The sequence below is a fragment of the Geodermatophilus chilensis genome, assembly GCF_002802985.1.
In the GTDB taxonomy this organism is placed as follows: domain Bacteria; phylum Actinomycetota; class Actinomycetes; order Mycobacteriales; family Geodermatophilaceae; genus Geodermatophilus; species Geodermatophilus chilensis.
Map to the genome: position 1 here is coordinate 1 of NZ_NVPT01000078.1, position 26,773 is coordinate 26,773.

22 protein-coding genes are annotated in these 26,773 nt (G+C 73.7%); 11 read left to right on the plus strand and 11 right to left on the minus strand.

Going from position 1 to position 26,773, the window contains the following annotated elements:
• Positions 1–364 precede the first annotated feature (364 nt).
• Together CNO22_RS14350 and CNO22_RS14355 are read right to left on the minus strand one after the other, a co-directional pair.
• Positions 365–946, minus strand: a complete 582-nt coding sequence (locus CNO22_RS14350) for a hypothetical protein (protein WP_100500021.1) — start codon at positions 944–946, stop codon at positions 365–367.
• A 311-nt stretch (positions 947–1,257) separates the two neighbouring features.
• Complete coding sequence (locus CNO22_RS14355; RefSeq protein ID WP_100500022.1) at positions 1,258–1,866, minus strand: DUF6318 family protein; 609 nt, start codon at positions 1,864–1,866, stop codon at positions 1,258–1,260.
• 308 nt (positions 1,867–2,174) lie between these two features.
• On the opposite strand from CNO22_RS14355, the gene CNO22_RS14360 reads away from it, so the two are divergent.
• A complete protein-coding gene (locus CNO22_RS14360) occupies positions 2,175–3,350 on the plus strand; it encodes a mandelate racemase/muconate lactonizing enzyme family protein (protein ID WP_100500023.1) in 1,176 nt (391 codons plus the stop codon).
• A 108-nt stretch (positions 3,351–3,458) separates the two neighbouring features.
• On the opposite strand, the gene CNO22_RS14365 is transcribed toward CNO22_RS14360, so the two are convergent.
• From CNO22_RS14365 to CNO22_RS14400, 8 genes are all read right to left on the minus strand, one after another.
• Positions 3,459–4,961, minus strand: a complete 1,503-nt coding sequence (locus tag CNO22_RS14365; protein WP_100500024.1) for a tripartite tricarboxylate transporter permease — start codon at positions 4,959–4,961, stop codon at positions 3,459–3,461.
• A 7-nt stretch (positions 4,962–4,968) separates the two neighbouring features.
• On the minus strand, positions 4,969–5,427 hold the full coding sequence (locus tag CNO22_RS14370) for a tripartite tricarboxylate transporter TctB family protein (RefSeq protein ID WP_100500025.1): 459 nt from the start codon (positions 5,425–5,427) through the stop codon (positions 4,969–4,971).
• A gap of 68 nt (positions 5,428–5,495) precedes the next feature.
• A complete protein-coding gene (locus tag CNO22_RS14375) occupies positions 5,496–6,536 on the minus strand; it encodes a tripartite tricarboxylate transporter substrate-binding protein (RefSeq protein ID WP_100500026.1) in 1,041 nt (346 codons plus the stop codon).
• A gap of 120 nt (positions 6,537–6,656) precedes the next feature.
• A complete protein-coding gene (locus CNO22_RS14380) occupies positions 6,657–7,358 on the minus strand; it encodes a haloacid dehalogenase type II (protein WP_100500027.1) in 702 nt (233 codons plus the stop codon).
• Positions 7,355–9,421 carry an acyltransferase family protein gene (locus tag CNO22_RS14385; protein ID WP_100500028.1) on the minus strand — a complete coding sequence of 689 codons (2,067 nt, stop codon included), beginning with the start codon at positions 9,419–9,421 and terminating at the stop codon, positions 7,355–7,357. Before CNO22_RS14385 ends, CNO22_RS14380 begins: the two co-directional genes overlap by 4 nt.
• Positions 9,422–9,475: 54 nt before the next feature.
• Positions 9,476–11,116 (minus strand): phospho-sugar mutase, encoded by a 1,641-nt coding sequence (locus CNO22_RS14390; protein ID WP_100500029.1) that lies wholly within the window; start codon positions 11,114–11,116, stop codon positions 9,476–9,478.
• The gene (locus CNO22_RS14395; protein WP_100500030.1) at positions 11,113–11,976 is read right to left on the minus strand and encodes an NAD-dependent epimerase/dehydratase family protein; all 864 of its coding nucleotides are present in this window, start codon (positions 11,974–11,976) and stop codon (positions 11,113–11,115) included. The genes CNO22_RS14390 and CNO22_RS14395 overlap by 4 nt, the downstream gene beginning before the upstream one ends.
• 37 nt (positions 11,977–12,013) lie before the next feature.
• Positions 12,014–12,823, minus strand: a complete 810-nt coding sequence (locus tag CNO22_RS14400) for a purine-nucleoside phosphorylase (protein ID WP_198588332.1) — start codon at positions 12,821–12,823, stop codon at positions 12,014–12,016.
• A 131-nt stretch (positions 12,824–12,954) separates the two neighbouring features.
• Here CNO22_RS14400 and CNO22_RS14405 point away from each other — a divergent pair, with 131 nt between their 5' ends.
• The 9 genes from CNO22_RS14405 (at position 12,955) to CNO22_RS14440 (ending at position 24,416) form a co-directional block, all read left to right on the plus strand.
• Positions 12,955–14,478 carry a peptidase M16 family protein gene (locus CNO22_RS14405; RefSeq protein ID WP_100500031.1) on the plus strand — a complete coding sequence of 508 codons (1,524 nt, stop codon included), beginning with the start codon at positions 12,955–12,957 and terminating at the stop codon, positions 14,476–14,478.
• A gap of 10 nt (positions 14,479–14,488) precedes the next feature.
• Complete coding sequence (locus tag CNO22_RS14410) at positions 14,489–15,691, plus strand: glutamate--cysteine ligase (RefSeq protein WP_100500032.1); 1,203 nt, start codon at positions 14,489–14,491, stop codon at positions 15,689–15,691.
• A 30-nt stretch (positions 15,692–15,721) separates the two neighbouring features.
• On the plus strand, positions 15,722–16,969 hold the full coding sequence (locus CNO22_RS14415) for an amidohydrolase (protein WP_100500033.1): 1,248 nt from the start codon (positions 15,722–15,724) through the stop codon (positions 16,967–16,969).
• Positions 16,970–17,003: 34 nt separating this feature from the next.
• Positions 17,004–18,923, plus strand: coding sequence for a methylmalonyl-CoA mutase family protein (locus CNO22_RS14420; RefSeq protein ID WP_100500034.1), 1,920 nt, complete (start codon positions 17,004–17,006; stop codon positions 18,921–18,923).
• Entirely contained in the window at positions 18,920–21,145 is a 2,226-nt protein-coding gene (gene scpA / locus CNO22_RS14425) for a methylmalonyl-CoA mutase (protein WP_100500035.1), read from the plus strand. Before CNO22_RS14420 ends, scpA begins: the two co-directional genes overlap by 4 nt.
• Positions 21,145–22,137: a methylmalonyl Co-A mutase-associated GTPase MeaB gene (gene meaB, locus CNO22_RS14430; RefSeq protein WP_100500036.1), complete on the plus strand. Its 993-nt coding sequence runs from the start codon at positions 21,145–21,147 to the stop codon at positions 22,135–22,137. The genes scpA and meaB overlap by 1 nt, the downstream gene beginning before the upstream one ends.
• An 88-nt stretch (positions 22,138–22,225) precedes the next feature.
• Entirely contained in the window at positions 22,226–23,020 is a 795-nt protein-coding gene (locus CNO22_RS14435) for an alpha/beta fold hydrolase (protein WP_232807036.1), read from the plus strand.
• 75 nt (positions 23,021–23,095) lie between these two features.
• A complete protein-coding gene (locus tag CNO22_RS29075; RefSeq protein WP_232807037.1) occupies positions 23,096–23,281 on the plus strand; it encodes a hypothetical protein in 186 nt (61 codons plus the stop codon).
• A 229-nt stretch (positions 23,282–23,510) separates the two neighbouring features.
• Positions 23,511–24,416: a hypothetical protein gene (locus CNO22_RS14440; protein ID WP_100500037.1), complete on the plus strand. Its 906-nt coding sequence runs from the start codon at positions 23,511–23,513 to the stop codon at positions 24,414–24,416.
• A gap of 95 nt (positions 24,417–24,511) precedes the next feature.
• On the opposite strand, the gene CNO22_RS14445 is transcribed toward CNO22_RS14440, so the two are convergent.
• Positions 24,512–24,985, minus strand: coding sequence for a gamma-glutamylcyclotransferase (locus tag CNO22_RS14445; protein ID WP_100500038.1), 474 nt, complete (start codon positions 24,983–24,985; stop codon positions 24,512–24,514).
• A 116-nt stretch (positions 24,986–25,101) separates the two neighbouring features.
• Between CNO22_RS14445 and CNO22_RS14450 the strand changes: the two genes are divergently transcribed.
• Positions 25,102–26,505 carry an NAD(P)H-quinone dehydrogenase gene (locus CNO22_RS14450; RefSeq protein ID WP_100500039.1) on the plus strand — a complete coding sequence of 468 codons (1,404 nt, stop codon included), beginning with the start codon at positions 25,102–25,104 and terminating at the stop codon, positions 26,503–26,505.
• Positions 26,506–26,773 lie beyond the last annotated feature (268 nt).

The window sequence follows — 26,773 nt, forward strand, 5'->3', positions numbered from 1 at the left end:
AGGCCGACCTCGTTGTCCAACCCCAGGGTTGTGACCGATCTGCCGCTCGACGGTCATTGATGGCAGCCTGCCCGCCCTACTTGTTCAGCAGGCTCCTAGGGCGGGGCCGGGACGGGGCGGGCGTGGGTCTGGGCGAGTGGTACGTGCGGCGGGGTCGGATCGATCGGACGACCTGGTGGCACCCGCTCCCACCGACCTGGTGAGTCGCGCGGGCGGCGCATTGCCGGCGTTCCTCGCGGGTTGCCGCCGCTGCAGCACCGGCAATCCACGAACAACGCCGGCAATGGCCGCACTGTCGCGCTGTCCCTGACGCCTGCGCGCTGTTGCAACGGCGCGAACCCGGGTGGAACCGCGCGAGGGCGGGTCAGTCGAAGGGGTTGGTCAGGACCGGGCTGGCCTGCAGGACCGTGAAGGTGACCGGCGGACCGTCGGTGGTCGTGGTGCCGGGGACGTCGGCCGTCGCGCCGCCGTTCACGCTGAAGGTGCCGCTCCAGGTGGTGGTCAGCGCGGCGGTGTAGGTGCCGCTGGGGTAGTCGTGGCTGATCGTGTGGTCGGGGTAGGGCGCACCGGGGTCGGTGGTCTGCAGGACGGTGCCGTCGCCGGTGTCCCAGGTGAAGCCGGTGGCCGTGGCGACGATGTCGACGGTGAAGCCGCGGATGTCGACGGTGAAGGTCTGGGTCGTCGGGCCGTCGGTGTAGAAGACGACGGGCAGGCCGGCCAGCGCGTTGCCCGGAGGCTGCTGCTGGGTGGGCAGGTCCGGCAGTGGCAGGGTCTGGAAATAGCGGTAGACCTCAGCCGGGGACGGCGGCGGGTTCAGCGCCGTGATGTCGACGCACCCGCGACCGAGTGGGGTCCAGGGACCGACCGGAGTGCCGGGCGGGCTACCGGCCGCATCGAACCCATCCACCGTGGTGCCGTCGGGAAGGACGAGTCGCTGCTGCTGCACAACTCTGATCTGAACGACACGGTCCGGCGGAGACGGGCAAATGGCATCATCATCGGGGCGGCAAGTTCCGCCGGCTTCCGTATCCACCTGGCAGGGCGTTAGGAGTCGGTAGGTGTAGGGGTGCGCGAGTGGAGCTTCGTTACTGGCAACCCACTGGCTGCCTGAAAGCTGCGTGGCGAAACTTGCAGTGAGGGCGCCTGAGGCCGTTTTTACTGCGGGGCAGAATCGGCGATCGCAATCACTGGCGGCGCTGGCAACAACGGTTCCTTGGGCCCAGATAATTAGTGCCACCAAGCTGACCAATGCCCGCCTCATTCGAGCGTCAAGACAGTCATAATCCAGGTTTGCTTGATGGCATTCCACTTGATGGCAACTCCGCCATTGAGGTCCGCGTAAGCTGGGGAGCTGAGGTCAGGCAAAGGGGCGCCTGTGGCGTCTTTAACTGTTAGTGCGGCGACCTCAGCTCGGACTGCCATCTCGGCCGCTGCCTCTCTCATAAGAGGAGCGCCTACCGCCTTGATAACAATGCGCCCATCGTTGTACTGGCGCCCGGCGGCGGCATCCTCTTCAACGAGAGAGGCAATGCGGTTGCAGTCAGCACAAGCGTCGCTGAACTCGCGCAGGGGAGCGGCGTCCATGACGGTCGACGTCCGGTTGATGAGGTCGATGTAGTACCGGACGAAGGCCTCGGCGCCGGCGGCGTCCTGGGTGCGGGCCTCGGCGGGCATCGGCAGGTCCGGTGGGCCGAGGGGCGGCAGCTCGGGCTCGGAGGCGCTCACCGAGGCGTCCGCCTCCGGCAGGGTGTCGTTGGCCTCCTGCCGCTCCGAGCAGCCGCTCAGCACGACTGCGCCGGCCGCGAGGCCCGCCACCAGTCGCAGGGTCCAGCGCCGTGTCACGTCGTCCACCCCCGTGTCGATCACCGGTCGCCGGGAGACTACGGATCGCCGCCGCCCCGGGCACGCACCTCTGTGGACAACCACCCGAACGCATGTCGGGGAGCAGGGCAGTCGTGTGGTCAGGTCCGTCGTGGCCCACGGCCTGATCGGGCGGCGCGTGCGGCCGGGTCGGGGAGTGGCCCGCGCGGCGCGGCACGGCGGTCGCGGCCACACCGCCTCCCTGGTCTACTCCCAGGTCGAGGTCCCCGACGGCCGTGGGTCTCCCGGAACCGGTTCGTGCGCGGCATCGGCCCGGTGGCGCGCGGCCCCGTTCCCAGGAGAGGTCGCCGTCCGTGCGCATCGTCGACATCCGCGAGAAGACCGTCCCCATCGAGGCGGACATGTCCAATGCGTTCATCAACTTCTCGAAGATGAACGTCAGCGTCCTCGCGATCGTCACCGACGAGATCCGCGACGGGGCTCCGGTGGTCGGGTACGGCTTCAACTCCAACGGGCGGTACGCGCAGGGCGGCCTGTTGCGCGAACGGATCATCCCGCGGGTCCGCGAGGCCGACCCCGAGAGCCTGATCGGCGAGCACGGCGACCTGGATCCCGAGCTCATCTGGCGTGCTGCCATGCGGGACGAGAAGCCAGGCGGCCACGGCGACCGGGCGGTGGCGATGGGGGTCCTGGACATGGCGTCCTGGGACCTCGCCGCCAAGCTGGCCGGCGTCCCGCTGTACCAACTGCTCAGCGACCGCGCCCGTGACCCGCGCACGCCGGCGACACCGGCCGAGCGGGTCTGGGTCTACGCCGCCGGCGGCTACTACTACCCGGGCCGCGGGATCGAGGCACTGCAGGCCGAGATGCGCTCCTACCTGGACATGGGCTACCGCACGGTGAAGATGAAGATCGGCGGAGCTCCGCTGGAGAAGGACCTGCGGCGCATCGAGGCCGTCCTCGACGTCCTGCCCGAGGGCTGCGACCTCGCCGTGGACGCGAACGGGCGCTTCGAGCTCGACGAGGCCCTGGCCTACGCCGACGCGCTCAGCGCCTACCCCCTGCACTGGTACGAGGAGGCCGGCGACCCACTGGACCACGAGGCGCTGCACCGGCTGGCCGAGCGGTACGAGGGCCCGCTGGCGACGGGGGAGAACCTGCTCTCCTTCCAGGAGGCCCGCAACCTCATCCGCTACGGGGGGCTGCGCCCCGATCGCGACGTCCTGCAGATGGACCCGGCGCTGAGCTACGGGCTCACCGAGTTCCGGCGGACCGTGGCGATGCTGTTCGACTCCGGCTGGAACCCCGACCGCTGCGTCCCGCACGGCGGTCACCAGTTCAACCTGTCCATCGCGTCGGCGTTCCACCTGCGCGGCTGCGAGTCCTACCCCGGCATCTTCGCGCCCTTCGGGGGCTTCGCGGACGGCCTCCCGATCGAGGACGGCTACGTGCGACTCCCGGACGCGCCCGGCATCGGCCTCGAGCAGAAGTCCTCGCTCGCTCCCGTCCTGGAGGACGTCCTGGCGTAGCCCCGGCCCCGCAGGGTCCCGCCACGAGCCCGGTGACGTACTGGAGCGGCCACCCTTCAGGGACCCGCGCCGAGCGGGCGAGGCGTGGGGAGAAGGGTGGTCCTTCTACTACTCCTCCTCGAACACGACCTCGCGCTTGCGCCGGACCGCCGGCAGCACCGCGATGACGAACGCCGCGGCCGCCAGGAGCAGCAGGGCCAGGGACAGCGGCCGGGTCAGGAAGACGGTCGCGTCCCCCTGCGAGATGGTGAGGGCCCGGCGCAGGTACCGCTCCAGCAGCGGCCCGAGCACGAAGCCCAGCAGCAGCGGCGCCGGCTCGCAGCCCAGTTTGATCAGGACGTACCCGAGGATCCCGAAGAACGCGATCGCGTACACGTGGTAGGCGTTCAGGCTGATGGAGTAGGTGCCGATCGACGCGAAGGCGATGATGGCGGGGAAGAGGACCCCGTAGGGGATGGTCAGCATCTTCACCCACAGGCCGATGAGCGGCAGGTTGAGCAGGACCAGGAAGAAGTTGCCGATCCACATCGAGACGATGAGGCCCCAGACCAGCGCCGGTTCGTCGGTGATGACGTTGGGCCCGGGGGTGATCCCCTGGATGATGAAGGCGCCGATGAGGAGCGCCATGATCGAGTTCGCCGGCAGGCCGAGGGTGAGCAGCGGGATGAAGGAGGTCTGGGCGGCGGCGTTGTTGGCCGACTCCGGAGCCGCGACCCCCTCGATCGCGCCCTTCCCGAACTCCTCGGGCCGCTTCGAGACGCGCTTCTCCACGGAGTAGGACACGAACGAGGCGAGGACGTGCCCGGCGCCGGGGAGGATGCCGAGGGCCGACCCCAGTCCCGTACCGCGCAGCACCGGACCGGTGATCCGGCGGAAGTCAGTCTTGGTGAGCCACAGGTTCTTGACCTTCTCCACCACGACCGACCGCGTCATGGTGCCCTCCAGGTTGCGGAGGATCTCGGCGACGCCGAACATGCCGACGGCCAGGGAGACGAAGTTGAGCCCGCCGAAGAGCTCGCGCTGACCGAAGGTGAAGCGCGGGGTGCCCGTGGCGATGTCCTGGCCCACCGTGCCGAGCAGCAGCCCGAGGACGATCATGGCGAGCGCCTTGACCGTCGAGCCGCTGGCCAGCGTGATGGAGGCGATCAGGCCCAGCACGACCAGCGAGAAGTACTCCGCCGGGCCGAACTCCAGCGCGAGGCGGGAGATCGGCACGGCGCCCAGGGCCAGAACGATCGTGCCGACCGTGCCGGCGAAGAACGAGCCGAGCGCCGCCGTGGCGAGCGCCGGACCGGCACGGCCGTTCTTGGCCATCTCGTGACCGTCGATCGCCGTCACAGCCGCCGACGACTCGCCGGGGAGGTTGATCAGGATGGCGGTGGTCGACCCGCCGTACTGGGCCCCGTAGTAGATGCCGGCCAGCATGATCAGCGAGGTGACCGCCTCGAAGCCGAAGGTGATCGGCAGGAGCATGGCCATGGTGGCGGTCGGCCCGATGCCGGGCAGCACGCCCACCGCGGTGCCCAGGGCGACACCGATGAGGGCGAACAGGAGGTTCGTCGGCGTCAGCGCCGTCTCGAGCCCGAGCGCGAGGTTGTCCCAGACGTCCATCGGCCGGCTACCCCTGCAGCCAGGGGCCGAAGTACGGCAGCCGGAGCTGCAGGGCGACCACGAAGATCAGGACGCTGAGCGCGGTGAGGCTCGCCGCGATCACCAGGGCGGGGATCACGCGGGCACGGCGGCCCGCCATCGCCGACAGGAAGACCGTCACGAGCAGCGTGGGGACCAGCCCCAACCCGCGCACGGTGAAGCCGAAGAAGAGGAGGCCGCCCACGAGCAGTGCCACCGCCTTCCACGGGACCGGTCCGAGGTCTTCCGACTCGCCGGCGGCTCCCTTGACGGCGATGACGATCCCGAGCAGGACGAGCACCCCGCCCAGCACCAGGGGGAAGTAGCCCGGCCCCATGTCCAGGGCGCTGCCGATCTCGTAGGTGGATGACGTGAGGGCGAACGCCAGTCCGAAGCCCACGAAGATGGCGCCCGCGAGCAGGTCCTTGCGGGCTCTGTGCGTGTTCACGAGTGAGGATCCCCTACGGATCGAGGACGGCGGTGGGGCGACGAGTGCCGCCCCACCGCCGTCGGTGGTCAGTCCGCGGAGACGCCGGCCTCTTCGATGATCGGCTGCCAGAGGTCGATCTGGCTGGACAGCCGCTCGGTGTGCGCCTCCGGCGTCGCCTCCTCCTGGGACGAGGGTGCCGCGCCGAGCTCGGCCAGCTGGTCGATCACGTTCTGGTCCTGCAGGGCCACCTGGAGGGCGCCGGTCAGCTCCTGGACGATCTCATCGGGGGTCTCGGCCGGGACGTAGAGGCCGTGCCACACGCCCACCTGGAGCTCCGGCAGACCGGCCTCCTCCGTGGTCGGCAGGTCGGGCAGGCTCTCCACCCGCTCGGCCGTGGTCACCGCGTACGCCTTGATCTCGCCGGCCTGGATCTGGCCGGTCGTGTTCGTGGTCTGGTCGCACATCAGGTCGACCTCCCCGGCGACGAGGTCGGTCAGCGCGGGACCGGTCCCCTCGTAGGGCACCTCGGTGAGCTTCACGCCGAGGGCGTCCTGCAGCAGCAGCCCGCACAGCTGCGAGGCGGCGCCCACGCCGGCGTTGGCGAGGGTGACCGTGTCGGCGTTCGCCTTGACGTACTCGACCATCTCCTCGAACGTCTGGGGCTCGAAGTCCTGCCGCGCGACGATCGTCATCGGGACCTCGGTGACCAGCCCGACCGTCTTGAAGTCCTCCAGCGGCGCGTACGGCAGGTTGTTGTACAGCGACGGCGCCGTCGACATGCCGATGTGGTGCATCAGGACGGTGTAGCCGTCCGGCTCGGCCGCGGCGACCTCGCCGGCCGCGATCGTGCCGCCGGCTCCCTCGACGTTCTGGACGACGATCGGCTGGCCGAGCTCCTCGCTCATCGGCTCCGCGATCAGCCGGGTCACCGTGTCCGTCGGGCCGCCGGCCGAGAACGGCACCACGAACGTGATGTCCCCGTCCGGGTAGGCCGCCGCGGCATCGTCCCCGCCGCCCCCACCGCCGCAGGCGGCGAGGGTCAGCGTGGCGGCGGCCAGGCCGATCAACGGTCGGGTGCGGCCGAGGCGCGGGTGCGCGGCGGCGTCGTACGAATGGCCCTGTCGCATCAAGTGGGTCCTTCTGGGTTGTGTACGGCCCGGAGTGGCGGAAAGGTATCACCCTGGTGACGCGCGACACACCGGATGGACGGCACGCGCCCGAAGGGGTGAGCGACGAGGAACGCCAGGTCAGGTGCCCAGCGCCGCCGCGAGCTCCTCGAACGAGGCCACGGAGACGTCGGCGTCCGGGTCGGCGGACGGCGGTACGACACGGCCGCCGAACTCGTCGGGCCGGTGCACGTAGGCCGTCCGCAGCCCCCGCGCCCGCGCCGCGGCCAGGTCCTCGAGGTGCGCCGCCACCATGACCACCGAGGACGGCGGCACCGCCAACAGCTGCGGCGCGGAGTCGTAGACCTCCGGGTCGGGCTTGTAGTGCCGCACCACCTCGGCCCCCAGCACGCAGTCCCACGGCAGACCGGACCGCCGCGCCAGGTCCACCTGCAGCGCCACGTTGCCGTTCGACAGCGGCGCCAGCACGTACGAGCGGGCCAGCCGGCGGAGACCCGGCAGCACGTCCGGCCACGGGTCCAGCCGGTGCCAGGCGAGCACCAGCTCGTCGCGCACCGCCGCCGGGACGTCGGCCAGCCCGGCAGACACCAGGACGTCCTCCAGCGAGGATCGGTGCAGCTCGTCCAGCGGCGTCCACGGCAGCTCGCCGGAGCGCACCCGCTCCATCGACGGCACGTACCGCCCGCGCCAGTCGTCGGCCAGCGCGGCCGCGTCGACCGACGGGCCGAGCAGGCGGCGCACCTCGCGGGCGAGGCCGCCGCGCCAGTCCACGACGGTGCCGAAGACGTCGAAGACCAGTGCGCGGACGTCCACGGTGGTCACCAGCCCGCCCGCGCCACGAACTCGTCCTCCATCAGCGGTCGCACCGTGCGCATGTAGGTCCCGGTGACGTGCCCGTCGTCCCGGTACACCCAGATGTTGCCGACCAGCGCCGGGCACAGGTCGTCGGTGCAGAACAAGGAGCTGGTGTCCATCAGGCTCACCCCCGGGGGGAGGACGGCCTCCGCCGTCTCGAGCAGGCCGTCCGAGTAGACCCACGAGCGTGGGGTCCCGCACCGGTCGGTGGCACCGCCCCACTCGGCCACGCAGTCGGGGACGTCGTGCAGGTGCCGCGGGCTGTCCCGCATCGCGATCACCGGCAGCCCCGCGTCCGAGAGCTGCTGCCAGGCCTCGAGGAACCCCGGTGGCAGGATCTCCGCGTCGGTCCCGTAGGCCGTCCGGGTGCCCACCGTGACCACGAGGTCGGGCTCTCGGGCGACGATGCGCTCCACCAGCCGGGACTGCCAGGCCACGCACCCCTCGTGCCCGGGGGTGCCCTCCTCGAAGAACTCCGACTGCGTCGAGAGGCTGCAGCCGGCGCGGATGAGCGAGACGAGCTCCCACGAGTACCGCTCCGCGAGGTCGGCCAGCGGGGACAACCAGTGGGCGGCGTGAGAGTCGCCCACGACGACGATCCGGCGTTCGCGGTCGTCGGATCCGAGGACGCAGATCTCGGTCTGCGTCGGCACGGCGTCGGGCGGGTCGTCCTCCACGGTGCACTCCGCACCGGGCATGAAGGGGTGGTCGTCCCGGATCACCGACAGGGACGGCATCGGCTCGACCCCGGGGATCCCCCCAGTGGCCACGACGGGGGAGGTGAGAGCCACCGCGCCGGGATACCTGGGGTCGTCGGTCGCCGCGGCGACGCGGGCGGCCTCGCGGTCGAGCCAGACGGTGGTGACCGTCCCCAGGGCGAGCAGGGGAGCCATGCCGGCCGCCACCAGACCCAACGCGTGGACGGGGGGCCGGGGGCGGAGCCGCTCGGCGGCGGGCTGTTCGACCAGGCGGTACGTGGCCTCGGCCAGGGCGAGGGACAGCAGGACCACGGCGGCCGCGCCCTTGATCGACGGCGCATCCCGCCCGGTGTGCACCAGGTACAGCACCAGGACCGGCCAGTGCCACAGGTAGAGCGCGTAGGACCGCGCCCCCAGCCACCGCAGTGGGCGCGAGCCCAGCAGGTGGTGCACGCCGCGGCGCCCGCCGGAGTCCGCCACGAGCAGCAGGATGAGCGCGCACGTCACCGGCCAGGCGGCCTGCCAGCCGGGGAACGTGTGCGCTCCGTCCAGCACCGCGCCGCAGGCGACGAGCGCGACGACCGCGCCCCAGCCCAGCAGGACGCCGGTCCGCCGTCCCGGCCGGACCCTGCCGAGTACCAGGGCCACCAGGGCGCCGGCACCGAGTTCCCACAGCCGGGGCGACGTGGAGAAGTACGCCACCTGCTGGTCGGCCCGCGTCGCCACCACCGACCACGCGAAGGACGCCACGGTGACCGCCGCGACGGCCAGGACGGCGGCCGGGCGGGCGAACCGGCGCCGCCGGCCGCGGAACAGCAGCGCCCCGGCGGCCACGACGACGGGCGCCGCCAGGAGCACCTGGACCTGGATCGACAGCGACCAGAACTGCTGCATCGGGCTGGCGATGGCGTTGCTGGCCGCGTAGTCGACCGCCTCGGCGACCAGGTGGTGGTTCTCGGTGAACGTCGCCGAGGCGAGCAGGTGCCCGGCGAGCTCCCGCCACCGCGTCTCCGGCAGGACGAGGGAGCTGACGGCCACGGTGCCGGCCAGGACCAGCACGGCCGGTGGGACCAACCGGGACAGGGTCCGCGTGATCGACGTCAGGGGGCGGACGCCGCCGCTCCGCTCGACCTGGCGGCGGAGGCTGTGCACGAGCAAGAAGCCGCTCAGGGCCAGGAAGACGTCGACGCCGCCCGACACCTGGCCGGTGGTGACGTGGTAGCCCACCACCAGGGCGACCGCCACGGCCCGCAGCCCCTCGATCTCCGGGCGGCGCGCGGCGCGTGTGCGTCGAGGGTCGGACGTGGTGGTGTGGTCGATCAGAACAGACATGACCGTGACTCGTCGTAGAGGACAGGTCCTCCGAGGGTAAGGGGCCGGGCGGGCTCAGAGCCCGAGCGTGGCGGACATCTCGGCGCGCAGCCGGTCGAGCTCGTCGGCGCCCCGGCCGCGCGCGGCGATGATCCCGGCGTCCTCGTGCACCGGGACGACCGTCTCCAGGTACGCCTTGAGCTTGGGCTCGGTGCCGCTGGGCCGCACGATCACCCGCATCCCGTCCCCGAGCAGCCGGACGGCGTCCACCGCGGGCGTCTCGTCCAGCAGGTCCGAGGCGGTCACCTCGCGGCCCAGCAGCCGGGACGGCGGCGCCGACCGCAGTCGCGCCATCATCGCGCCGATCCGGGAGAGGTCCTCGACCCGCACCGACAGCTGCCCCGTCGCGAACAGCCCGTGCTCCACCGCCAGCTCGTCGAGGCGGTCGGTGAGCGTGCGGCCGGATGCCTTCAGCTCCGCGGCCAGCAGCGCGACGGCGAGCGCGGCGGAGATGCCGTCCTTGTCCTTCACGACCTCGGGCGCCACGGCGTAGCCCAGCGCCTCCTCGTAGCCGAAGACCAGCGGCTCGTCGTCCGTCCCCGCGCGGACGATCCACTTGAACCCGGTCGGCGTCTCGGCGAACCGGGCGCCGTGCGCCCCGGCCAGGGCGTGCAGCAGCGAGCCGCTGACCAGCGACGCCGCGTACGTGCCGCGCACACCACGACGCAGCAGCCAGTCGGCCAGCAGCCCGCCCACCTCGTCCCCGGTGAGCTGGCGGCCGTCGCAGACCACCGAGCAGCGGTCGGCATCGGGGTCCTCGGCGATCGCGACGTCGGCGTCCACCTCGGCGGCCAGCGCCACCAACAGGTCGACCGCGCCGGGCTCCTCCGGGTTGGGAAAGGTGACCGTCGGGAACGCCGGGTCGGGCTCGTCCTGCTCGGGCACGCTCACCGGCGGCGCGAGACCGGCCGCGGCGAACACCGCTCGCGTCGTCGCGGCGCCCACCCCGTGCATCGCGGTGTAGGCGACGGTCAGCCCCTGCCGCACGATCGCCGGCACCGTGGCGGGATCCAGGGCCCGCACGACCGCGGACACGTAGTCGGCCTCGACGTCGTCCCCGAGCGTGAGCCAGTCGTCGGACGTCGGTACCTCGCGCGCCGGGCCGACCGCGGCGATCGCGGCCTCGATCTCCCGGTCGGCCGGCGGCACCAGCTGCGCGCCGTCGCCCAGGTAGACCTTGTAGCCGTTGTCCTCGGGCGGGTTGTGGCTGGCGGTGACCATCACCCCCGCCACGCACCCCAGGTGCCGGACGGCGAAGGCGAGCACCGGCGTCGGCAGCGGCCGCGGCAGCACCTGGACGGCGAACCCGGCCCCGCTCAGCACCGCCGCCGAGACCCGGGCGAACTCGTCGGAACGGCGCCGGGCGTCGAAGCCGATCACCACGCCGCCGCCCGCGTGCCCGGCGTCGGCCAGCCAGCGACCCAGGCCGGCGGCCGCGCGGGTGACCACGGCGGCGTTCATCCCGGCCGGCCCGGCGCGCAGCGGGCCGCGCAGGCCCGCGGTGCCGAAGGTCAGCGGCCCGGCGAAGCGGCGCTCCAGCTCGGTGTGGGCCCGGGGATCGGTGGGCGCCGCCTCGATCAGCGCCTCGATCTCCGCGCGGTCGCCGTCGTGCGGGTCGGCGTCGGCCCAGGCGCGCGCCGTCTCGAGCAGGCTCACCGGTCGGCTCCGCTGCCCGGCGCGATGTCGGCACGCGGAGCCGGCGGCCCGATGTGCTCGACGTCGAACCCGGCCGTCGTGAACTCGCCCCCGACCCGGCCGTGCACCGGGTCCGCGGGGTCGGGCTCGCCGTGCACCTCCACGAGCGCCGCCGCGTACGGCTCGGCGTCGTCGGCCGGCTCGTAGCCCAGCGCGCGGGCGGCCGTGAGGTCCCACCAGCCGCGGGTGTTGGCCGAGACGCCCCACACCACGGCGAACCCGGGGGCGGGTGCCTGCAGCGCGGCGTCGACCAGCGACACCTGGTCGGTGGGGGAGAGCCACGTCGACAGGTGACGGGTCGTCGTCGGCTCGGGGGCGGCGGTGCCGATGCGCAGGCAGACGACGTCCAGGCCGTACCGGTCGGCGTAGAGCGAGCCGAGCGCCTCCATCGCCACCTTGGACACCCCGTAGAAGGTGTCCGGCCGCGGCGGGCCGTCGGTCTCGCGCAGCAGCCCCTCGGCCGGGCGCGGGGTGAAGCCGGTGGCGTGGTTGCTCGACGCCAGCACCACCCGGGGGACGCCGGCCTGCCGCGCCGCCTCCAGCACGCACTGGGTGCCGTCGATGTTGACGTGCGAGACCGCCGCCCACGTCGACTCCCCGGAGATCCCGCCGAGGTGGACCACGGCGCTCGCGCCCTCCGCGGCCTCGGCCATCGCGGCCAGGTCGGTGACGTCGGCGACCACCTGCTCCTCGCCCGGGCGGGTGTCGGTCAGCGGGACGACGTCCAGCGAGCGCAACGCCCAGCCGCGCTCGGGCAGCCCGCCGCGCAGCACCGTGCCGATCCGCCCTGCCGCACCGGTGAGGAGCACCGGCCCGCTCACCGGGCCCGCCCTCCGGCCATTTCCGCGGAAATGGCCGTCACCGCAGCCGACCGATGAACTGCACCAGGAACTCGCCCAGCCGGCCCGCCGCCGCCCTGCCCGCCGCGAGCACCTCCTCGTGGTCGAGCTTCTCGCCGGTGATCCCGGCCGCGGCGTTGGTGACCATCGACAGCCCCAGCACCTCCAGCCCGGCGGCGCGCGCCGCGATCGCCTCCAACGCCGTCGACATGCCCACCAGGTCCGCACCCAGCGTGCGCAGCATCCGGATCTCGGCCGGCGTCTCGTAGTGCGGCCCCGGCAGTGCTGCGTAGACGCCCTCGGTCAGCGACGGGTCCAGCTCGCGGGCCAGCGACCGCAGCCGCGCGGAGTACAGGTCGGTGAGGTCGACGAAGGTGGCCCCGACCAGCGGGGAGCGGGCGGTGAGGTTCAGGTGGTCGCTGACCAGGACCGCCTGGCCGACCCGGTGCTCGGGTGCCAGCCCGCCGGCGGCGTTGGTGAGGACGACGGTGCGCACCCCCGCGGCGGCCGCCGTCCGGACGCCGTGCACCACCGGCTCGACCCCCCGGCCCTCGTACAGGTGGGTGCGGCCGAGGAAGAGCAGCACCTTCCGGTCGCCCACCCGCACCGAGCGGACCTCGCCGCCGTGGCCCACCGCGGTCGGGGCGGCGAAACCGGGGAGCTCCCCGATGGCGACGCTGCCCTCGACGGCGCCGAAGGCGTCGGCGGCCGGCGCCCAGCCCGACCCCATGACGACGGCCACCTCGTGGCCGGTGCCGAGCGCGCCGGTCAGCTCGTCGGCCGCGCGGGCGGCCAGGTCAGCGGGGTCGGGAGGAGGAGGTGCACTCACACACGGGACGCTAGCCCGGAGCCCGGACGCCGGCCCGGGGGCCGCGAGGGTGAGGAGCCACACGGACCCCAGGCGTCCCGCCGTGGGCGTGTCCGCTGGAGGCGGCGGAGCGGGAGGCCGACTGTGTCGGGGTGCAGCGCACCGACATCGACGGCGTCCCCGTCTTCACCGCCGACGGCCCGGCACGGACCACCGCCGCCCTCGTCTTCGGGGTCGGGCTCCGCGACGAGACGTTCGCGACCATCGAGGTGACCCACCTCGTCGAGCACCTCGCGATGGGTGCGCTGCCCAAGTCCCACCTGCGGTGCAACGCGGTCACCGACGTCGACACCACGACCTTCCACGCGACCGGCCGTCCGGAGGCCGTGGGCGCGTTCCTCGAGGGCATCTGCCGGGCGCTGGCCGACCTGCCGACCGAGCGGATGGAGCTCGAGGTCGGCGTCCTGCAGGCGGAGAACTGCTCCACCGCCCACTCCACGCTCGGCGCGCTGTGGGCCGCCCGCTTCGGCCTGACCGGACCCGGCCTGGTCGTCGCCGACGGTCCGGGCCCGGAGTACCTCACCGAGGAGACCGTCCGGGCGCACGCCCGCCGCTGGTTCGTCCGCGGCAACGCCGCGCTGTGGTGCACCGGCCCGCTGCCGGCCGGACTGCGGCTGCCGCTGCCGGCCGGCCCGCGTCCCGAGCGCACCGTCCCGGCGCCGCGGCCGCAGACGGGGCCGGTGTGGACCAAGGGGCACGGCGCCGGCGTCGGCCTGCTGCTGTCCGCCGGCCGCGCGGGCGACCCCGCGCTGACCATGGGCGTCGAGGTGCTCAAGGAGCGGCTGCGCGACACCGCCCGCCTCGCCCGCGGGCTGAGCTACTCCGTCGACTCCATGGCCCTCGACGTCACGGCCGACCGGCGGGAGGTGGCCGTCGTCCTCGACGCGCGGGAGGGGCAGGAGGCGGCCGTCGCCGGCCTGCTCTGGCAGGCCTACACGGAGCTGTGCGCGTCGGGTCCGACCACCGCCGAGCTGGCGCACGCGGTGGCCGGCTTCGAGGAGGAGCTGGACGCCGACGAGCGCGCCGTCGTGGAGTCCGAGCTCGCCGACGCCGCCTACTGCGCGGTGAGCGGCCTGCCGTTCCGCCCGGTGCAGGACGTGCTGGAGGCCTGGCGGACGACGCCCGCCGAGCGGGTGGCGGCGGCGCTGCGCGGCACCTCCCCGACGGCGATCCTCTACGTGCCCGAGGAGACCGACTACGCCGGTCCGGGCGGGCCCGTCGAGCGCCGGTTCGTGTGCAACCTGCAGGCCCGGCTGCCGGTGGGGGAGACCTTCCGGCCCTCGGCGCTGGCCCGGCTCTTCTCCCGGGAGAACAGCCGGGTCGCCCTCGTCGTCGGCGAGCGCGAGCTGGCCCACCGCGACAGCGACGGCGACGTCCACAGCATCCCGTGGGAGCTGGTCGAGGCCGCCCTGCCGACCCAGGACGGCCGGGCCGTCTTCGTCGTCGGGCGCAACCTGTGCAGCGCCGTCGTGGACGAGGAGCGGTTCGGACGGCGGGCGGTCGCGGCCGTGCAGGCGCGGGTGCCCACCGCCCGCTGGCTGCCGCGTCCGAGGACCGCGGGGGACGACCTGGTCGGGGCCGCTTCCCCGGCGGCCGGGACGGCGGGTCGTCCCTAGACTCCCCAGGGTGCAGATCCCGTTCCGGTCCTCCGAGCGAGCCAGCCTCGGCGTCGAGTGGGAGCTGCAGCTCGTCGACCTGCAGACCCGGCAGCTGACCGCGGGAGCCGTCGAGATCCTCGAGGAGATCCGGCCCGAGGGCCTCGACGAGCACCCCAAGGCCAAGCACGAGCTGCTGCAGTCGACCGTGGAGATCATCACGGGCATCTGCACGACCGTCGCCGAGGCCAAGGCCGACCTCGCCGGCACCCTCGCCGAGGTGCGGGCCGCCGCCGGACGCCACGGGCTGGGCCTGATGTGCGCCGGCACCCACCCGATCACCGACTGGCAGACGCAGCAGATCTCGCCCAAGGAGCGCTACCTGCAGCTGGTCGAGAAGATGCAGTGGCTGGCCCGCCGGCTGCAGATCTTCGGCGTCCACGTGCACGTCGGCGTCCGCGCGCCGGAGAAGGCGATCCCGATCGTCAACGCGCTCACCCAGTACGTGCCGCACTTCCTGGCCCTGTCGGCGTCCTCCCCGTTCTGGGTCGGCTGCGACACCGGGCTGGCCTCGGCCCGCTCCAAGGTCTTCGAGGGGATGCCGACCGCCGGCCTGCCCTACCAGCTGTCGGGCTGGGACCGCTTCGAGGAGTACATGGAGACGCTGATCTCCACGCATGCCATCGAGAGCGTCCGCGAGGTGTGGTGGGACATCCGCCCGCACCCCGACTTCGGCACCGTCGAGCTGCGCATCTGCGACGGGCTGCCCACCCTCGACGAGGTCGGCGCGGTCGCGGCGCTGTCGCAGTGCCTGGTCGAGCAGTTCGACACCCAGCTCGACCGCGGCTACACCCTGCCGGTGCCGGCGTCGTGGGTGCTGCGGGAGAACAAGTGGCGGGCGGCCCGCTACGGGCTGGACGCCGACATCGTCGTCGACGACAAGGGCACCGTCCGGCCGGTGCGGCAGGCGATCACCGACCTGGTCGAGGAGCTCACGCCCACCGCCCGCCGGCTGGGCTGCGAGGCCGAGCTGGTCGACGTCGAGCGCGTCCTGGCCGTGGGCGCCTCCTACCAGCGGCAGCGCGCGGTCGCCGCGGCGCACGACGGCGACCTGACCGCCGTCGTCGACAGCCTGCTGGCCGAGCTGCGGCACGGCCTGCCCACCGCCGGCCCCGACCGGCCGCCGGGACCGGTGCCCGGCCCCGCCGACTGCGCCGGGGGTCATGCAGCATGAGGGGCACCGCAGCATGAGGGGCACGGCCGCATGACGGCGTTCCCGGAGAAGCTGGGGACGGCGGTCGACGAGTGGGTCGCCGAGAGGCACCAGCAGCTGGTCGCCGTGCGCCGGCACCTGCACGCCCACCCCGAGCTGGCCTACGCCGAGTTCGAGACGACGTCCTTCCTCGAGCAGCGGCTGCGCAACGCCGGTCTGGACCCCAGGCGGCTGCCCTCCGGCACGGGGCTGGTCGTCGAGGTGGGCTCGGGGGACCCGGTCGTGGTGCTGCGCGCCGACATCGACGCGCTGCCGCTGGCCGACCTCAAGGACGCCCCGTACGCCTCCACCCGCGAGGGCCTGTGCCACGCCTGCGGGCACGACGTGCACACGACCGTCGTCCTCGGGGCGGCGCTGGCCCTCGCCGCCCTCGACGAGCTGCCCGGCACCGTGCGCTGCGTCTTCCAGCCCGCCGAGGAGACGGTGCCCGGCGGCGCCACCGAGGTCGTCGCGGCCGGGGTGCTCGAGGGCGCCTCCCGCGCCTTCGCCCTGCACTGCGACCCCTCCATCCCGGCCGGCAGCGTCGGCCTGCGCACCGGCGCCATCACCGCCGCCTGCGACCGGATGGACGTCACCCTCACCGGCCCGGGCGGGCACACCGCCCGCCCGCAGCTGACCGTCGACCTGGTCGACGCCCTCGGCCGGCTGATCACCGACCTGCCGGCGCTGCTGTCCCGGCAGGTCGACCCGCGCGCCGGCATGTCGCTGGTGTGGGGCGCGGTCAACGCCGGGTGCGCGCCCAACGCCATTCCGCAGCGCGGCCATCTGCGCGGCACGGTGCGGGTGCTGGACCGCGACGCCTGGACCGACGCCGAGACGCTGCTGCGCTCGCTGGTCGAGCGGGTCGCCGCCACCACCGGCGCCGACGTGGAGGTCGACTACGTCCGCGGTGTCCCGCCGGTGGTCAACGACCCGCGGGCGGTGGCGCTGCTGCGCTCGGCGGCGCTGGAGACGGTCGGCAGCGACGGGCTGCGGCTGTCCCCGCAGAGCATGGGCGGGGAGGACTTCGGCTGGTTCGCCGACGTCCTGCCCATCGCGCTGGCCCGGCTGGGCACCCACGGTGGCGGCGCGCCGCTGGACCTGCACCGGGGCACCTTCGACGTCGACGAGCGGGCGATCGGCGTCGGCGTGCGGCTGCTGGCCCGCACCGCGCTGCACGCGCTGGCCGCCGACGCGGGCGGCCCGCTGCCGGGATCCCCGCCGCACCCCGGCCGTTCCACCCCAGGCGCGCGACGGTAGACACTGACGCTGATCCACCGGAGGGAGCCCAAAGATGAGTTCCAGCGATCAGCAGGCCGCAGCACCGGCCGACGCCGAGGTGCCGGCCGAGCACGAGGTCCCCGACGACCTCCGGCTCGCCGCCGGGTTCCCGGCCGCCACCCGGGAGGCCTGGCGTGAGCTGGTCGCGGGGGTGCTGCGCAAGGCCGGACGCGAGGACCTGCCCGACCCGGTCGAGGACGCGCTGCGGGTGCCGGTGGCCACCGGCGTCAGCGTCGCCCCGCTCTACACCGCCGAGGACGCCGGCGACCTGCCCGCCGCGGTCGGCGTCCCGGGCCTGGCCCCCTTCGTCCGCGGCTCCTGGCCCGGGTCGGCCGGCGGCGACGTGCCCGGCGGCTGGGACGTCCGCCAGCGGCACGCCCACCCCGACGTCGCGCTGACGAGGGAGGCGATCGCCGCCGACCTGGAGAACGGCGTCACCTCGCTGTGGCTCGAGCTCGGCGAGGGGGCGGTCCCGGTCGACGCGCTCGGCGACGTCCTGGCCGACGTGTACCTCGACCTCGCGCCGGTGTCGGTCTCCGGCGGGCTGTCGACCGCCGAGGCCCTGCTCGCCCACGTCGCCGGCCGCACCGACCTGGCGCCCGGCGGCTCGCTGGGCCTGGACCCGCTCGGCGTGCAGGCCGCCTCCGGCGAGGAGCAGGACCTCACCGGGCTGGCCGGCGTCGCCCGCCGGGCGCCCGCCGGCTGGCGCACCGTCGTCGTCGACGCCACGGTCTTCCACGACGCCGGCGCCTCGGCCGTCGAGGAGCTGGGCTGCTCGCTGGCCGCCGGCGTGGCCTACCTGCGGGCGCTCACCGACGGCGGGCTCTCGACCGACGAGGCCTTCGCCGCGCTGGAGTTCCGCTACGCGGCCAGCGCCGACCAGTTCACGACGATCGCCGCGCTGCGCGCCGCCCGCCGGCTGTGGGACCGGGTCGGCGAGGTCAGCGGCGCCTCGCCCGACGCCCGCGGTCAGCGGCAGCACGCCGTCACCTCCTCGGTGATGACGACCCGGCGCGACCCGTGGGTCAACATGCTGCGGACGACGGTCGCCTGCTTCGCCGCCGGCGTGGGCGGGGCCGACGTCGTCACCGTGCAGCCCTTCGACGCCGCCCTCGGCCTGCCCGACGCCTTCTCCCGGCGGATCGCCCGCAACACCCAGAACCTGCTGGTCGAGGAGGGACACCTCGCCCGCGTGCTCGACCCGGCCGGCGGCTCCTGGTACGTCGAGTCGCTCACCGACGCCCTCGCCGAGGCCGCCTGGAGCTGGTTCACCGAGATCGAGCGGGCCGGCGGGCTGGCCGCCGCGCTCGGCTCGGGCCTGGTCCGCGACCGGATCGCCGCCGCGTGGGACGCCCGCGCCGAGCGGCTGGCGCACCGCACCGACGCGATCACCGGCGTCAGCGAGTTCCCCAACCTCACCGAGAAGCTGCCCGAGCGGCAGCCCGCCGCGGACCTGCACCCGACCGGGGGGCTGCCGCGGGTCCGGGCGGCCCAGGCGTTCGAGGAGCTGCGCGACCGCGCCGACGCCGCCGAGCGGCGGCCCACGGTCTACCTCGCCACCCTCGGCCCGATCGCCCGGCACACCGCGCGCGCCACCTTCGCCGGCAACCTGTTCCAGGCCGGGGGAGTGGCGACGCCGTCCGGGGACGGGGCCTCCGGCCTCGCCGAGGCGGGGACGACGGTGGCCTGCATCTGCGGGACCGACAAGGACTACGCGGAGTCCGCAGCGACACTCGCCGCGGAGCTGCGCGCCGCCGGGGCCACCGCGGTGTGGCTGGCCGGCAAGCCGTCGCTCGCGATCGAGGGCGTCGACGGGTACGTGTACGCCGGGTGCGACGCGCTCGACGTCCTGCAGCGGGTCCACGAGGAGCTGGGAGTCTCCGGCGATTTCCGCGGAAATCGCCGGATGGACGGCGAGGAGGAGCGGCCATGAGCGGGATCCCCGACTTCGGTTCCGTCGAGCTGGGTCGCCCTGCGGCGGCCGCGACGGCGGACGACTGGGCCAAGCGGTTCAAGGAGACCACCGGCCGTGGCGTGGAGGAGGCGACCTGGGAGACCCCGGAGGGCATCGCCGTCCCGCCGCTGTCCACCCCCGCGGACCTGCAGGGCCTGGACTTCCTGGACACCTACCCCGGCATCGCGCCGTACCTGCGCGGGCCCTACCCGACGATGTACACGACGCAGCCGTGGACGGTCCGCCAGTACGCGGGCTTCTCCACCGCGACGGAGTCCAACGCGTTCTACCGGCGCAACCTCGCTGCCGGGCAGAAGGGCCTGTCGATCGCGTTCGACCTGCCGACCCACCGCGGCTACGACTCCGACCACCCGCGCGTGGTCGGCGACGTCGGCATGGCCGGGGTGGCCGTGGACTCGATCCTGGACATGCGGCAGCTCTTCGACGGCATCCCGCTGGACCGAATGAGCGTCTCGATGACCATGAACGGCGCCGTGCTGCCGGTGCTGGCGCTCTACATCGTCGCCGCCGAGGAGCAGGGGGTGGCGCCGGCTCAGCTGACCGGGACCATCCAGAACGACATCCTCAAGGAGTTCATGGTCCGCAACACCTACATCTACCCGCCCAAGCCGTCGATGCAGATCATCAGCGACATCTTCGCGTTCACCTCGCAGGAGATGCCGCGGTTCAACTCGATCTCCATCTCCGGCTACCACATCCAGGAGGCCGGGGCGACGGCCGACCTGGAGCTGGCCTACACGCTGGCCGACGGCGTGGAGTACCTGGGGGCGGGCAAGGACGCCGGGCTGGACGTCGACGCGTTCGCGCCGCGACTGAGCTTCTTCTGGGCGATCGGCATGAACTTCTTCATGGAGGTCGCCAAGCTGCGGGCCGGGCGGCTGCTGTGGGCGCGGCTGGTCAAGGAGGCCGGCGCGCAGAAGGACAAGTCGCTGTCGCTGCGCACCCACTCGCAGACCTCGGGCTGGTCGCTGACCGCGCAGGACGTCTACAACAACGTCGTCCGCACCTGTCTGGAGGCGATGGCCGCCACCCAGGGGCACACCCAGTCGCTGCACACCAACGCCCTCGACGAGGCGCTGGCGCTGCCCACCGACTTCTCCGCGCGGATCGCCCGCAACACCCAGCTGCTGCTGCAGCAGGAGTCGGGGACGACGCGGGTCATCGACCCGTGGGGCGGCGCGGCCTACGTCGAGCGGCTGACCTACGACCTGGCCCGCCGCGCCTGGGCGCACATCGAGGAGGTCGCCGAGCACGGCGGCATGGCCCAGGCGATCGACGACGGCATCCCGAAGCTGCGCATCGAGGAGGCCGCCGCCCGCACCCAGGCGCGCATCGACTCGGGCCGGCAGCCGGTGATCGGCGTCAACAAGTACCGGGTCGACGCGGACGAGGTGATCGAGGTGCTGCGGGTGGACAACGCCGACGTGCTCGCCCAGCAGAAGGCCAAGCTGGTGGAGCTGCGCGCCTCCCGGGACGACGGCGCGGTGCACGAGGCGCTCTCCCGGCTGACCGACGCCGCCCGCGCGGCGGCCGAGGGACGGCGCGGCCGCGAGCTGGACGCCAACCTGCTCAAGCTCGCCGTCGACGCGGCCCGGGCCAAGGCCACCGTCGGGGAGATCTCCGACGCGCTGGAGGAGGTCTACGGGCGGCACGCCGGCCAGGTGCGCACCATCTCCGGTGTGTACCGCGACGAGGCGCTCGCAGCGGGCCGGGCGGGAGAGGACAACCCCGTGGAGGAGACCCGCCGCCTGGCCGAGGCGTTCGAGGAGGCCGAGGGACGCCGTCCCCGCATCCTGGTCGCCAAGATGGGCCAGGACGGCCACGACCGCGGCCAGAAGGTCATCGCGACCGCCTTCGCCGACCTCGGCTTCGACGTCGACGTGGGCCCGCTGTTCCAGACGCCCGAGGAGGTCGCCCGGCAAGCGGTGGAGGCCGACGTGCACGTCGTCGGCGTCTCGTCGCTGGCCGCCGGGCACCTGACGCTGGTGCCGGCGCTCAAGCAGGCGCTGGCGGACCTCGGGGCGGAGGACGTCGTCATCGTGGTCGGCGGGGTCATCCCGCCCGACGACGTGCCGACGCTGAAGGAGATGGGCGCGGCCGAGGTGTTCCTGCCCGGCACGGTGGTCGCCGAGGCGGCGCAGGGGCTGCTGCGGACGCTGTCCTCGCGCCTCGGGCACTGATGGCGGCTCGGCCGGTCGACGTCCCGGCGCTCGTCGAGGGCGTGCTCGCGGGGGACCGGCGGGCGGTGGCGCGGGCGATCACGCTCGTCGAGTCGCACCGCGCCGACCACCGGGAGCGGGCGCAGGAGCTGCTGGTCGAGCTGCTGCCGCACGCGGGGTCGGCCCGGCGGGTCGGGATCAGCGGCGTCCCCGGGGTGGGGAAGTCGACGTTCATCGATTCCCTCGGTGTGACGCTGACGGCGGCCGGGTCGAGGGTGGCGGTGCTCGCCGTCGACCCGTCGTCCGCCCGGTCCGGCGGGTCGATCCTCGGGGACAAGACCCGGATGGCGCGGCTGTCGGTGGACCCGAACGCGTTCATCCGGCCCTCGCCGACGTCGGGCACCCTCGGCGGGGTCGCGCAGGCCACGCGGGAGTCGATGGTCGTCGTCGAGGCGGCCGGCTACGACGTCGTCCTGGTGGAGACCGTCGGCGTCGGGCAGTCGGAGATCACCGTCGCCGAGATGGTCGACTCGTTCCTGTTCCTGACGCTGGCCCGTACCGGCGACCAGCTGCAGGGGATCAAGCGCGGCATCCTCGAGATCGCCGACGTGATCGCGGTGAACAAGGCCGACGGGCCGGGCGCCGCCGACGCCCGCAAGGCCGCCCGCGAGCTGGCCGGGGCGATCCGGATGCTGCGCGGGCACGACGAGGAGTGGCAGGTGCCCGTGCTCACCTGCGCCGGGCTGACCGGCGAGGGCCTGGACGAGGTGTGGGCCAAGCTGGTCGAGCACCAGGAGCGGCGCGCGGCGTCCGGGGCGTTCGAGGAGCGGCGCCGGTCGCAGCAGGTGCGCTGGACCCGGCAGCTGGTGCGCGACGGCCTCGAGCACCGGCTGCGCGCGCACCCCGGCGTCCGGGCGGCCGCGCCGGAGCTGGAGAAGGCGGTGCTCGCCGGCGAGCTGACCCCGGCGCTGGCCGCCCAGCAGCTCCTGGAGACCTTCCTCCACGACTCCTGACCCGATGTGTGAGCCGGATCACGGACCGCTAGCGGCCGGACGGGGCCGCGCCTGCGGTCCGTCCCCGCTGCCGAGACGAGGCCGAGCCATGCCGATCGACAACCCGTACTACTCCGCTGCGGTCCACGGCGACTTCGAGCTCGCCGACATCGGCGACCTCGTGCTCGAGGAGGGCGCCACCCTCCGCGGCTGCCAGCTGGCCTACCAGACCCTGGGCACGCTCAACGCGGCGAAGGACAACGCGGTGCTGATCCCGACCTGGTACTCCGGCAACCACTCGGTGATGCGGGACACCTACGTCGGAGCGGGCCGGGCGATCGACCCCGACGAGCACTTCGTCGTCATGGTCAACCAGATCGGCAGCGGACTGGGCACCTCGCCGCACAACGTGGCCGGGCCCTACGGGCGGGCCCGCTTCCCGCGGGTGCGCATCGGGGACGACGTGGTCGCCCAGGAGCGGCTGCTGCGCGAGGTGCTCGGTATCGAGGAGCTGGCGCTGGTCTTCGGCGGGTCGATGGGCGCCCAGCAGACCTACGAGTGGGCGGTCCGGTTCCCCGACCGGGTCAAGCGGGCCGCGCCGCTGGCCGGCACCTCGCGGATCTACCAGCACTACGTCATCTGGGCGCAGACGCTGGTCGACGCGCTCACCTCCGATCCCGGGTACGTCGGGGGCTGGTACCGCGACCCCGCCGACGTCCGCGGCGGCCTGCAGCGGCATGCCGGACTGTTCGCGCTGCACGTGCTGTCCAACGAGTTCTGGACCGGCGAGCACTGGCGGGGGCTGGGCTTCAGCTCGCCGGAGGACTTCGTCGTCGGCTTCCTCGAGGCCTACTTCCAGCCGATGGACGCCGGGGACCTGCTGACCCAGGCGTGGAAGTGGTAGCACGGTGACGTCAGCCGGCACACCGACGGCGACCTCGCCGCCGCGCTGGGCCGGATCCAGGCGAAGACGGTGGTCATGCCGATCAGCACCGACAAGTTCTTCCCGCCCGAGGACTGCGCCGCCGAGCAGGAGCTCATCCCCGGCAGCGACCTCCGGGTGATCGAGGACGTGCACGGTCACGCCTCGCTGTTCGGGCTCTCGCCGTCCTACCTGGAGCAGGTCGACGACGCGCTGCGCAAGCTGCTGGAGACGCCGGCCTGACCCCGGGCCGGGTCCGGGCCGGGCCGGGCCAGGCGGGGCGGCGCCGGCGCGGCGGCTCCTCCGCGACGGCTCTTCCGCGATGATCATGAAGTCCCGGTGGGGACTCGCCGGTCGCCCGCCGCGTGTCGCCCCCGGGGCATCATGATCATCGAGATCCACAGCGTGCAGGGCCGTCCACAGATCGGCCGCGGGCCCGCACGGGAGAGCGCCCCGGTCCGAGCGTCGGGGCATGGACTTCGCGCTCTACCGGACGATCGCGCGCCAGGGCGGCGTCTTCACCACCGCTCAGGCCCGGGACCGCTACAGCGACTGGGAGATCCGCCGGCTGGTGCAGGCCGGGCGGTGGCGCCGGACCCGGTGGCGCGGCGTGCTGGTGGACGCAGAACTGCCCGACTCGCCGGTGGTACAGGTGCGAGCGGCCGCGCTGGCGGTCGGTCCGGATCTCGTCGCGTGCCACTCGACCGCCGCACTGCTCTGGGGCTTCGACGTCCTGGGATCAGACGTGCTGCACTTCCTCGGGCCACCGCAGCTGGTCAACCGGCGGCTCCCCGGCGTCCAGGTGCACCCGTCGAGCCTCGGCACGGACGACGCCGTGCTGGTCGACGGTCTCTGGTGCACCTCGGCGGCCCGGACGGCCTGCGACGTCGTGCGCCTGGCCGCACCGATCGACGGGCTGGCCACCCTCGACGCGGCGTTGCGCTCCGCGCGGTGCACGCCGGAGCACCTGGCTGCCGCCGCAGCGGAGCAGGCCGGATTGCGTGGCGTCGTGCGCCTGAGGGAGCTGGTGCCGCACGCGTCGGCGGGAGCGGAGTCGCCCATGGAGTCGCGGATGCGGTGGCGCTTCATCGACGGCGGTCTGCCGGCGCCGGAGGTGCAGGTGGGGGTGATCGGGGACGGGCGCAGCCACTACCTGGACACCGGCTGGCGCGACGCTCGGGTGGGTGCCGAGTTCGACGGCCTGGAGGCGCACATGAGCCGGCAGCAGCTCACCGCCGACCGGGACCGGCACAACTGGCTCACCGAACGGCGCTGGACCCTGCTGCACTTCACGGCCGTCGACGTCTACCGGCGGTACGAGCGCATGGTGCACATCGTCGCCCGACACCTGGGCATCTCCACCCCGAGACGATCATGAAGTCGCGGTGGGGACACGCCCACGGGAGACGGCGTGTCCCCACCGCGACTTCATGATCATCGGGAAAGGGGAGAGGGAGGGGGAGGAGGCGGCGGTCAGACGCCGGTGGAGCGGCACTCCCGGGCGCGCAGGTCGGCGAGGTAGTCGTCCGGGGCGCCGGCGGCCTCGGCGGCGTCGGCGAGCGCGCCCAGGTACCGCGCCGAGGGCAGCCCGCCCTCGAAGGCGTCGAGCACGTACACCCAGGCCACCTGGTCACCGGTGAGCGTGTGCACCCGCAGGTTCAGCTTGCGGTAGAGGCCCTGGTCGGCGCCCTCCCACGCGTCGAGGGCCTTCCCGTCGGCCTCGGTGAGGTCGTAGAGGGCGACGAAGACGCCGGGGGAGAGCGACTCGGTGGGCGCGGTGTCGTCGGGGACGAGGGTGGCCAGCGCCCCCTCCCAGCCGTACTCCTCGGCCCCGAAGGTCAGCCGCCAGCCCTTGATCCAGCCGGTACCGGTGTGCGGGGAGGAGGGACAGCGCCGGAGCATCTGTGCGGGGTCCATGTTCGACCCGTAGGCGGCGTAGAGGCCCATCACCGGCAGCCTACGACCGTGTGGCGCGGCCCTCGGTGGGAGATGGGCCACCACGTCACCCGGAACGGGGAGAATGGGGGGCGGCACGTGTCCACAGCCCAGCGAGAAGGACTCCCATGACCCGCATCGTGATCATCGGCGGCGGACCCGCCGGCTACGAGGCCGCGCTGGTCGCCGCATCCCTCGGTGCGCAGGTCACCGTGGTCGAGCGCGACGGCGTCGGTGGGGCGAGCGTGCTCACCGACTGCGTCCCCTCCAAGACCTTCATCGCCTCGGCCGGGGTGATGAGCACCGTCCGCGACTCGGCCGCGCTGGGCGTGCAGGGCACCGAGCTGGCCACCGTCGGCCTCGGCCTCGCCGCGGTCAACCAGCGGGTCAAGGGCCTGGCCGTGGCGCAGTCGGCCGACATCAAGGTCCGGCTCGTCGGCGAGGGCGTGCAGGTCGTCGCCGGGCAGGGCCGGCTCTCCGACGAGCGCCGCGGTCTGGTCGAGCACCGGGTGGAGGTGCTGGACGGCGAGGGCGTGGTCACCGAGACGCTGGAGTGCGACGTCGTCCTCGTGGCGACCGGCGCCGACCCGCGGGTGATCCCCGGCGCCGAGCCCGACCACGAGCGGATCCTCGACTGGCGCGACGTCTACGACCTCCAGGACATGCCCGAGCACCTGGTCGTCGTCGGCTCCGGCGTGACCGGCGCCGAGTTCGCCTCCGGCTACCTGGAGGCCGGCGTCGCGGTCACGCTGGTCTCCTCGCGCGACCGGGTGCTGCCCGGCGAGGACTCCGACGCCGCCGAGGTGCTCGAGGAGGTCTTCCAGTCCCGCGGCGGCCGGCTCGAGCGCGGCCGGGCCGCCGGGGTGCGGCGCACCGAGAAGGGGGTCGTCGTCGAGCTCACCGACGGGCGCGTCGTCGAGGGCTCGCACGCGCTGATGACCGTCGGTACCGTGCCCAACACCGCCGGGCTGAACCTGGAGGGGGCCGGGGTCGAGCTCGCGCCGTCCGGGCACGTCGTCGTCGACCGCGTCTCCCGCACCAGCGTGCCGGGCATCTACGCCGCCGGCGACGTCACCGGGGTCTTCCAGCTGGCGTCGGTCGCGGCGATGCAGGGCCGGATCGCCATGTGGCACGCGCTCGGCGAGGCGGTCACCCCGATCCGGCTCAAGACCGTCGCGGCGAACGTCTTCACCCATCCGGAGATCGCCACGGTCGGCGTGCAGGAGAAGACGCTGCCCGAGGGCGCCGACATCGACGTCGTCCGGCTGCCGCTGGCCACCAACGCGCGGGCCAAGATGGCCGACCTGCACGACGGGTTCGTGAAGCTGTTCGCCCGGCAGGCGACCGGCGTCGTCGTCGGCGGGGTCGTCGTCGCCCCGGGGGCCTCGGAGCTGATCCTGCCGATCGCACTCGCGGTCACCAAGGGACTGACGGTCAGCGACCTCGCACAGACCTTCGCGATCTACCCGTCGCTGTCCGGCTCGATCACCGAGGCCGGGCGGCGGCTGATGGGGGCCGACGCACTGGCCTGAAGGACCCCGTCCTCCTCACCGCTCGCAGGCTCGCGGCGAGCCTCCGGACGGGGCCGGCCCGGGACGGGGCCGGTGAGGCGCCTGGGCCGTATGTGACGGCGGGTTCGACTGGATCTCCGGCGTCCGGTGTCGACGCGCGCGCGGGCTGCCGAGGACAGGGGGGATGCGCCCCCACCGGAACACCCCCGCCCCCCGCCGTCGCCGGCAGGGTCAGGGAGAGGGCCAGCGCGGTCGCCGCACCGGCCAGCGCCCGGAGCGGCGACCGCGC

Excerpts from the sequence above, each read along its gene's own strand:
- scpA (WP_100500035.1), top strand. The coding sequence starts at position 18,920 with ATGAGCGGGATCCCCGACTTCGGTTCCGTCGAGCTGGGTCGCCCTGCG.
- CNO22_RS14435 (WP_232807036.1), top strand. The coding sequence starts at position 22,226 with ATGCCGATCGACAACCCGTACTACTCCGCTGCGGTCCACGGCGACTTC.
- CNO22_RS14385 (WP_100500028.1), bottom strand. The coding sequence starts at position 9,421 with ATGTCTGTTCTGATCGACCACACCACCACGTCCGACCCTCGACGCACA.
- CNO22_RS14445 (WP_100500038.1), bottom strand. The coding sequence starts at position 24,985 with ATGGGCCTCTACGCCGCCTACGGGTCGAACATGGACCCCGCACAGATG.
- CNO22_RS14420 (WP_100500034.1), top strand. The coding sequence starts at position 17,004 with ATGAGTTCCAGCGATCAGCAGGCCGCAGCACCGGCCGACGCCGAGGTG.
- CNO22_RS29075 (WP_232807037.1), top strand. The coding sequence starts at position 23,096 with ATGCCGATCAGCACCGACAAGTTCTTCCCGCCCGAGGACTGCGCCGCC.
- CNO22_RS14450 (WP_100500039.1), top strand. The coding sequence starts at position 25,102 with ATGACCCGCATCGTGATCATCGGCGGCGGACCCGCCGGCTACGAGGCC.
- CNO22_RS14415 (WP_100500033.1), top strand. The coding sequence starts at position 15,722 with ATGACGGCGTTCCCGGAGAAGCTGGGGACGGCGGTCGACGAGTGGGTC.
- meaB (WP_100500036.1), top strand. The coding sequence starts at position 21,145 with ATGGCGGCTCGGCCGGTCGACGTCCCGGCGCTCGTCGAGGGCGTGCTC.
- CNO22_RS14365 (WP_100500024.1), bottom strand. The coding sequence starts at position 4,961 with ATGGACGTCTGGGACAACCTCGCGCTCGGGCTCGAGACGGCGCTGACG.
- CNO22_RS14440 (WP_100500037.1), top strand. The coding sequence starts at position 23,511 with ATGGACTTCGCGCTCTACCGGACGATCGCGCGCCAGGGCGGCGTCTTC.
- CNO22_RS14375 (WP_100500026.1), bottom strand. The coding sequence starts at position 6,536 with ATGCGACAGGGCCATTCGTACGACGCCGCCGCGCACCCGCGCCTCGGC.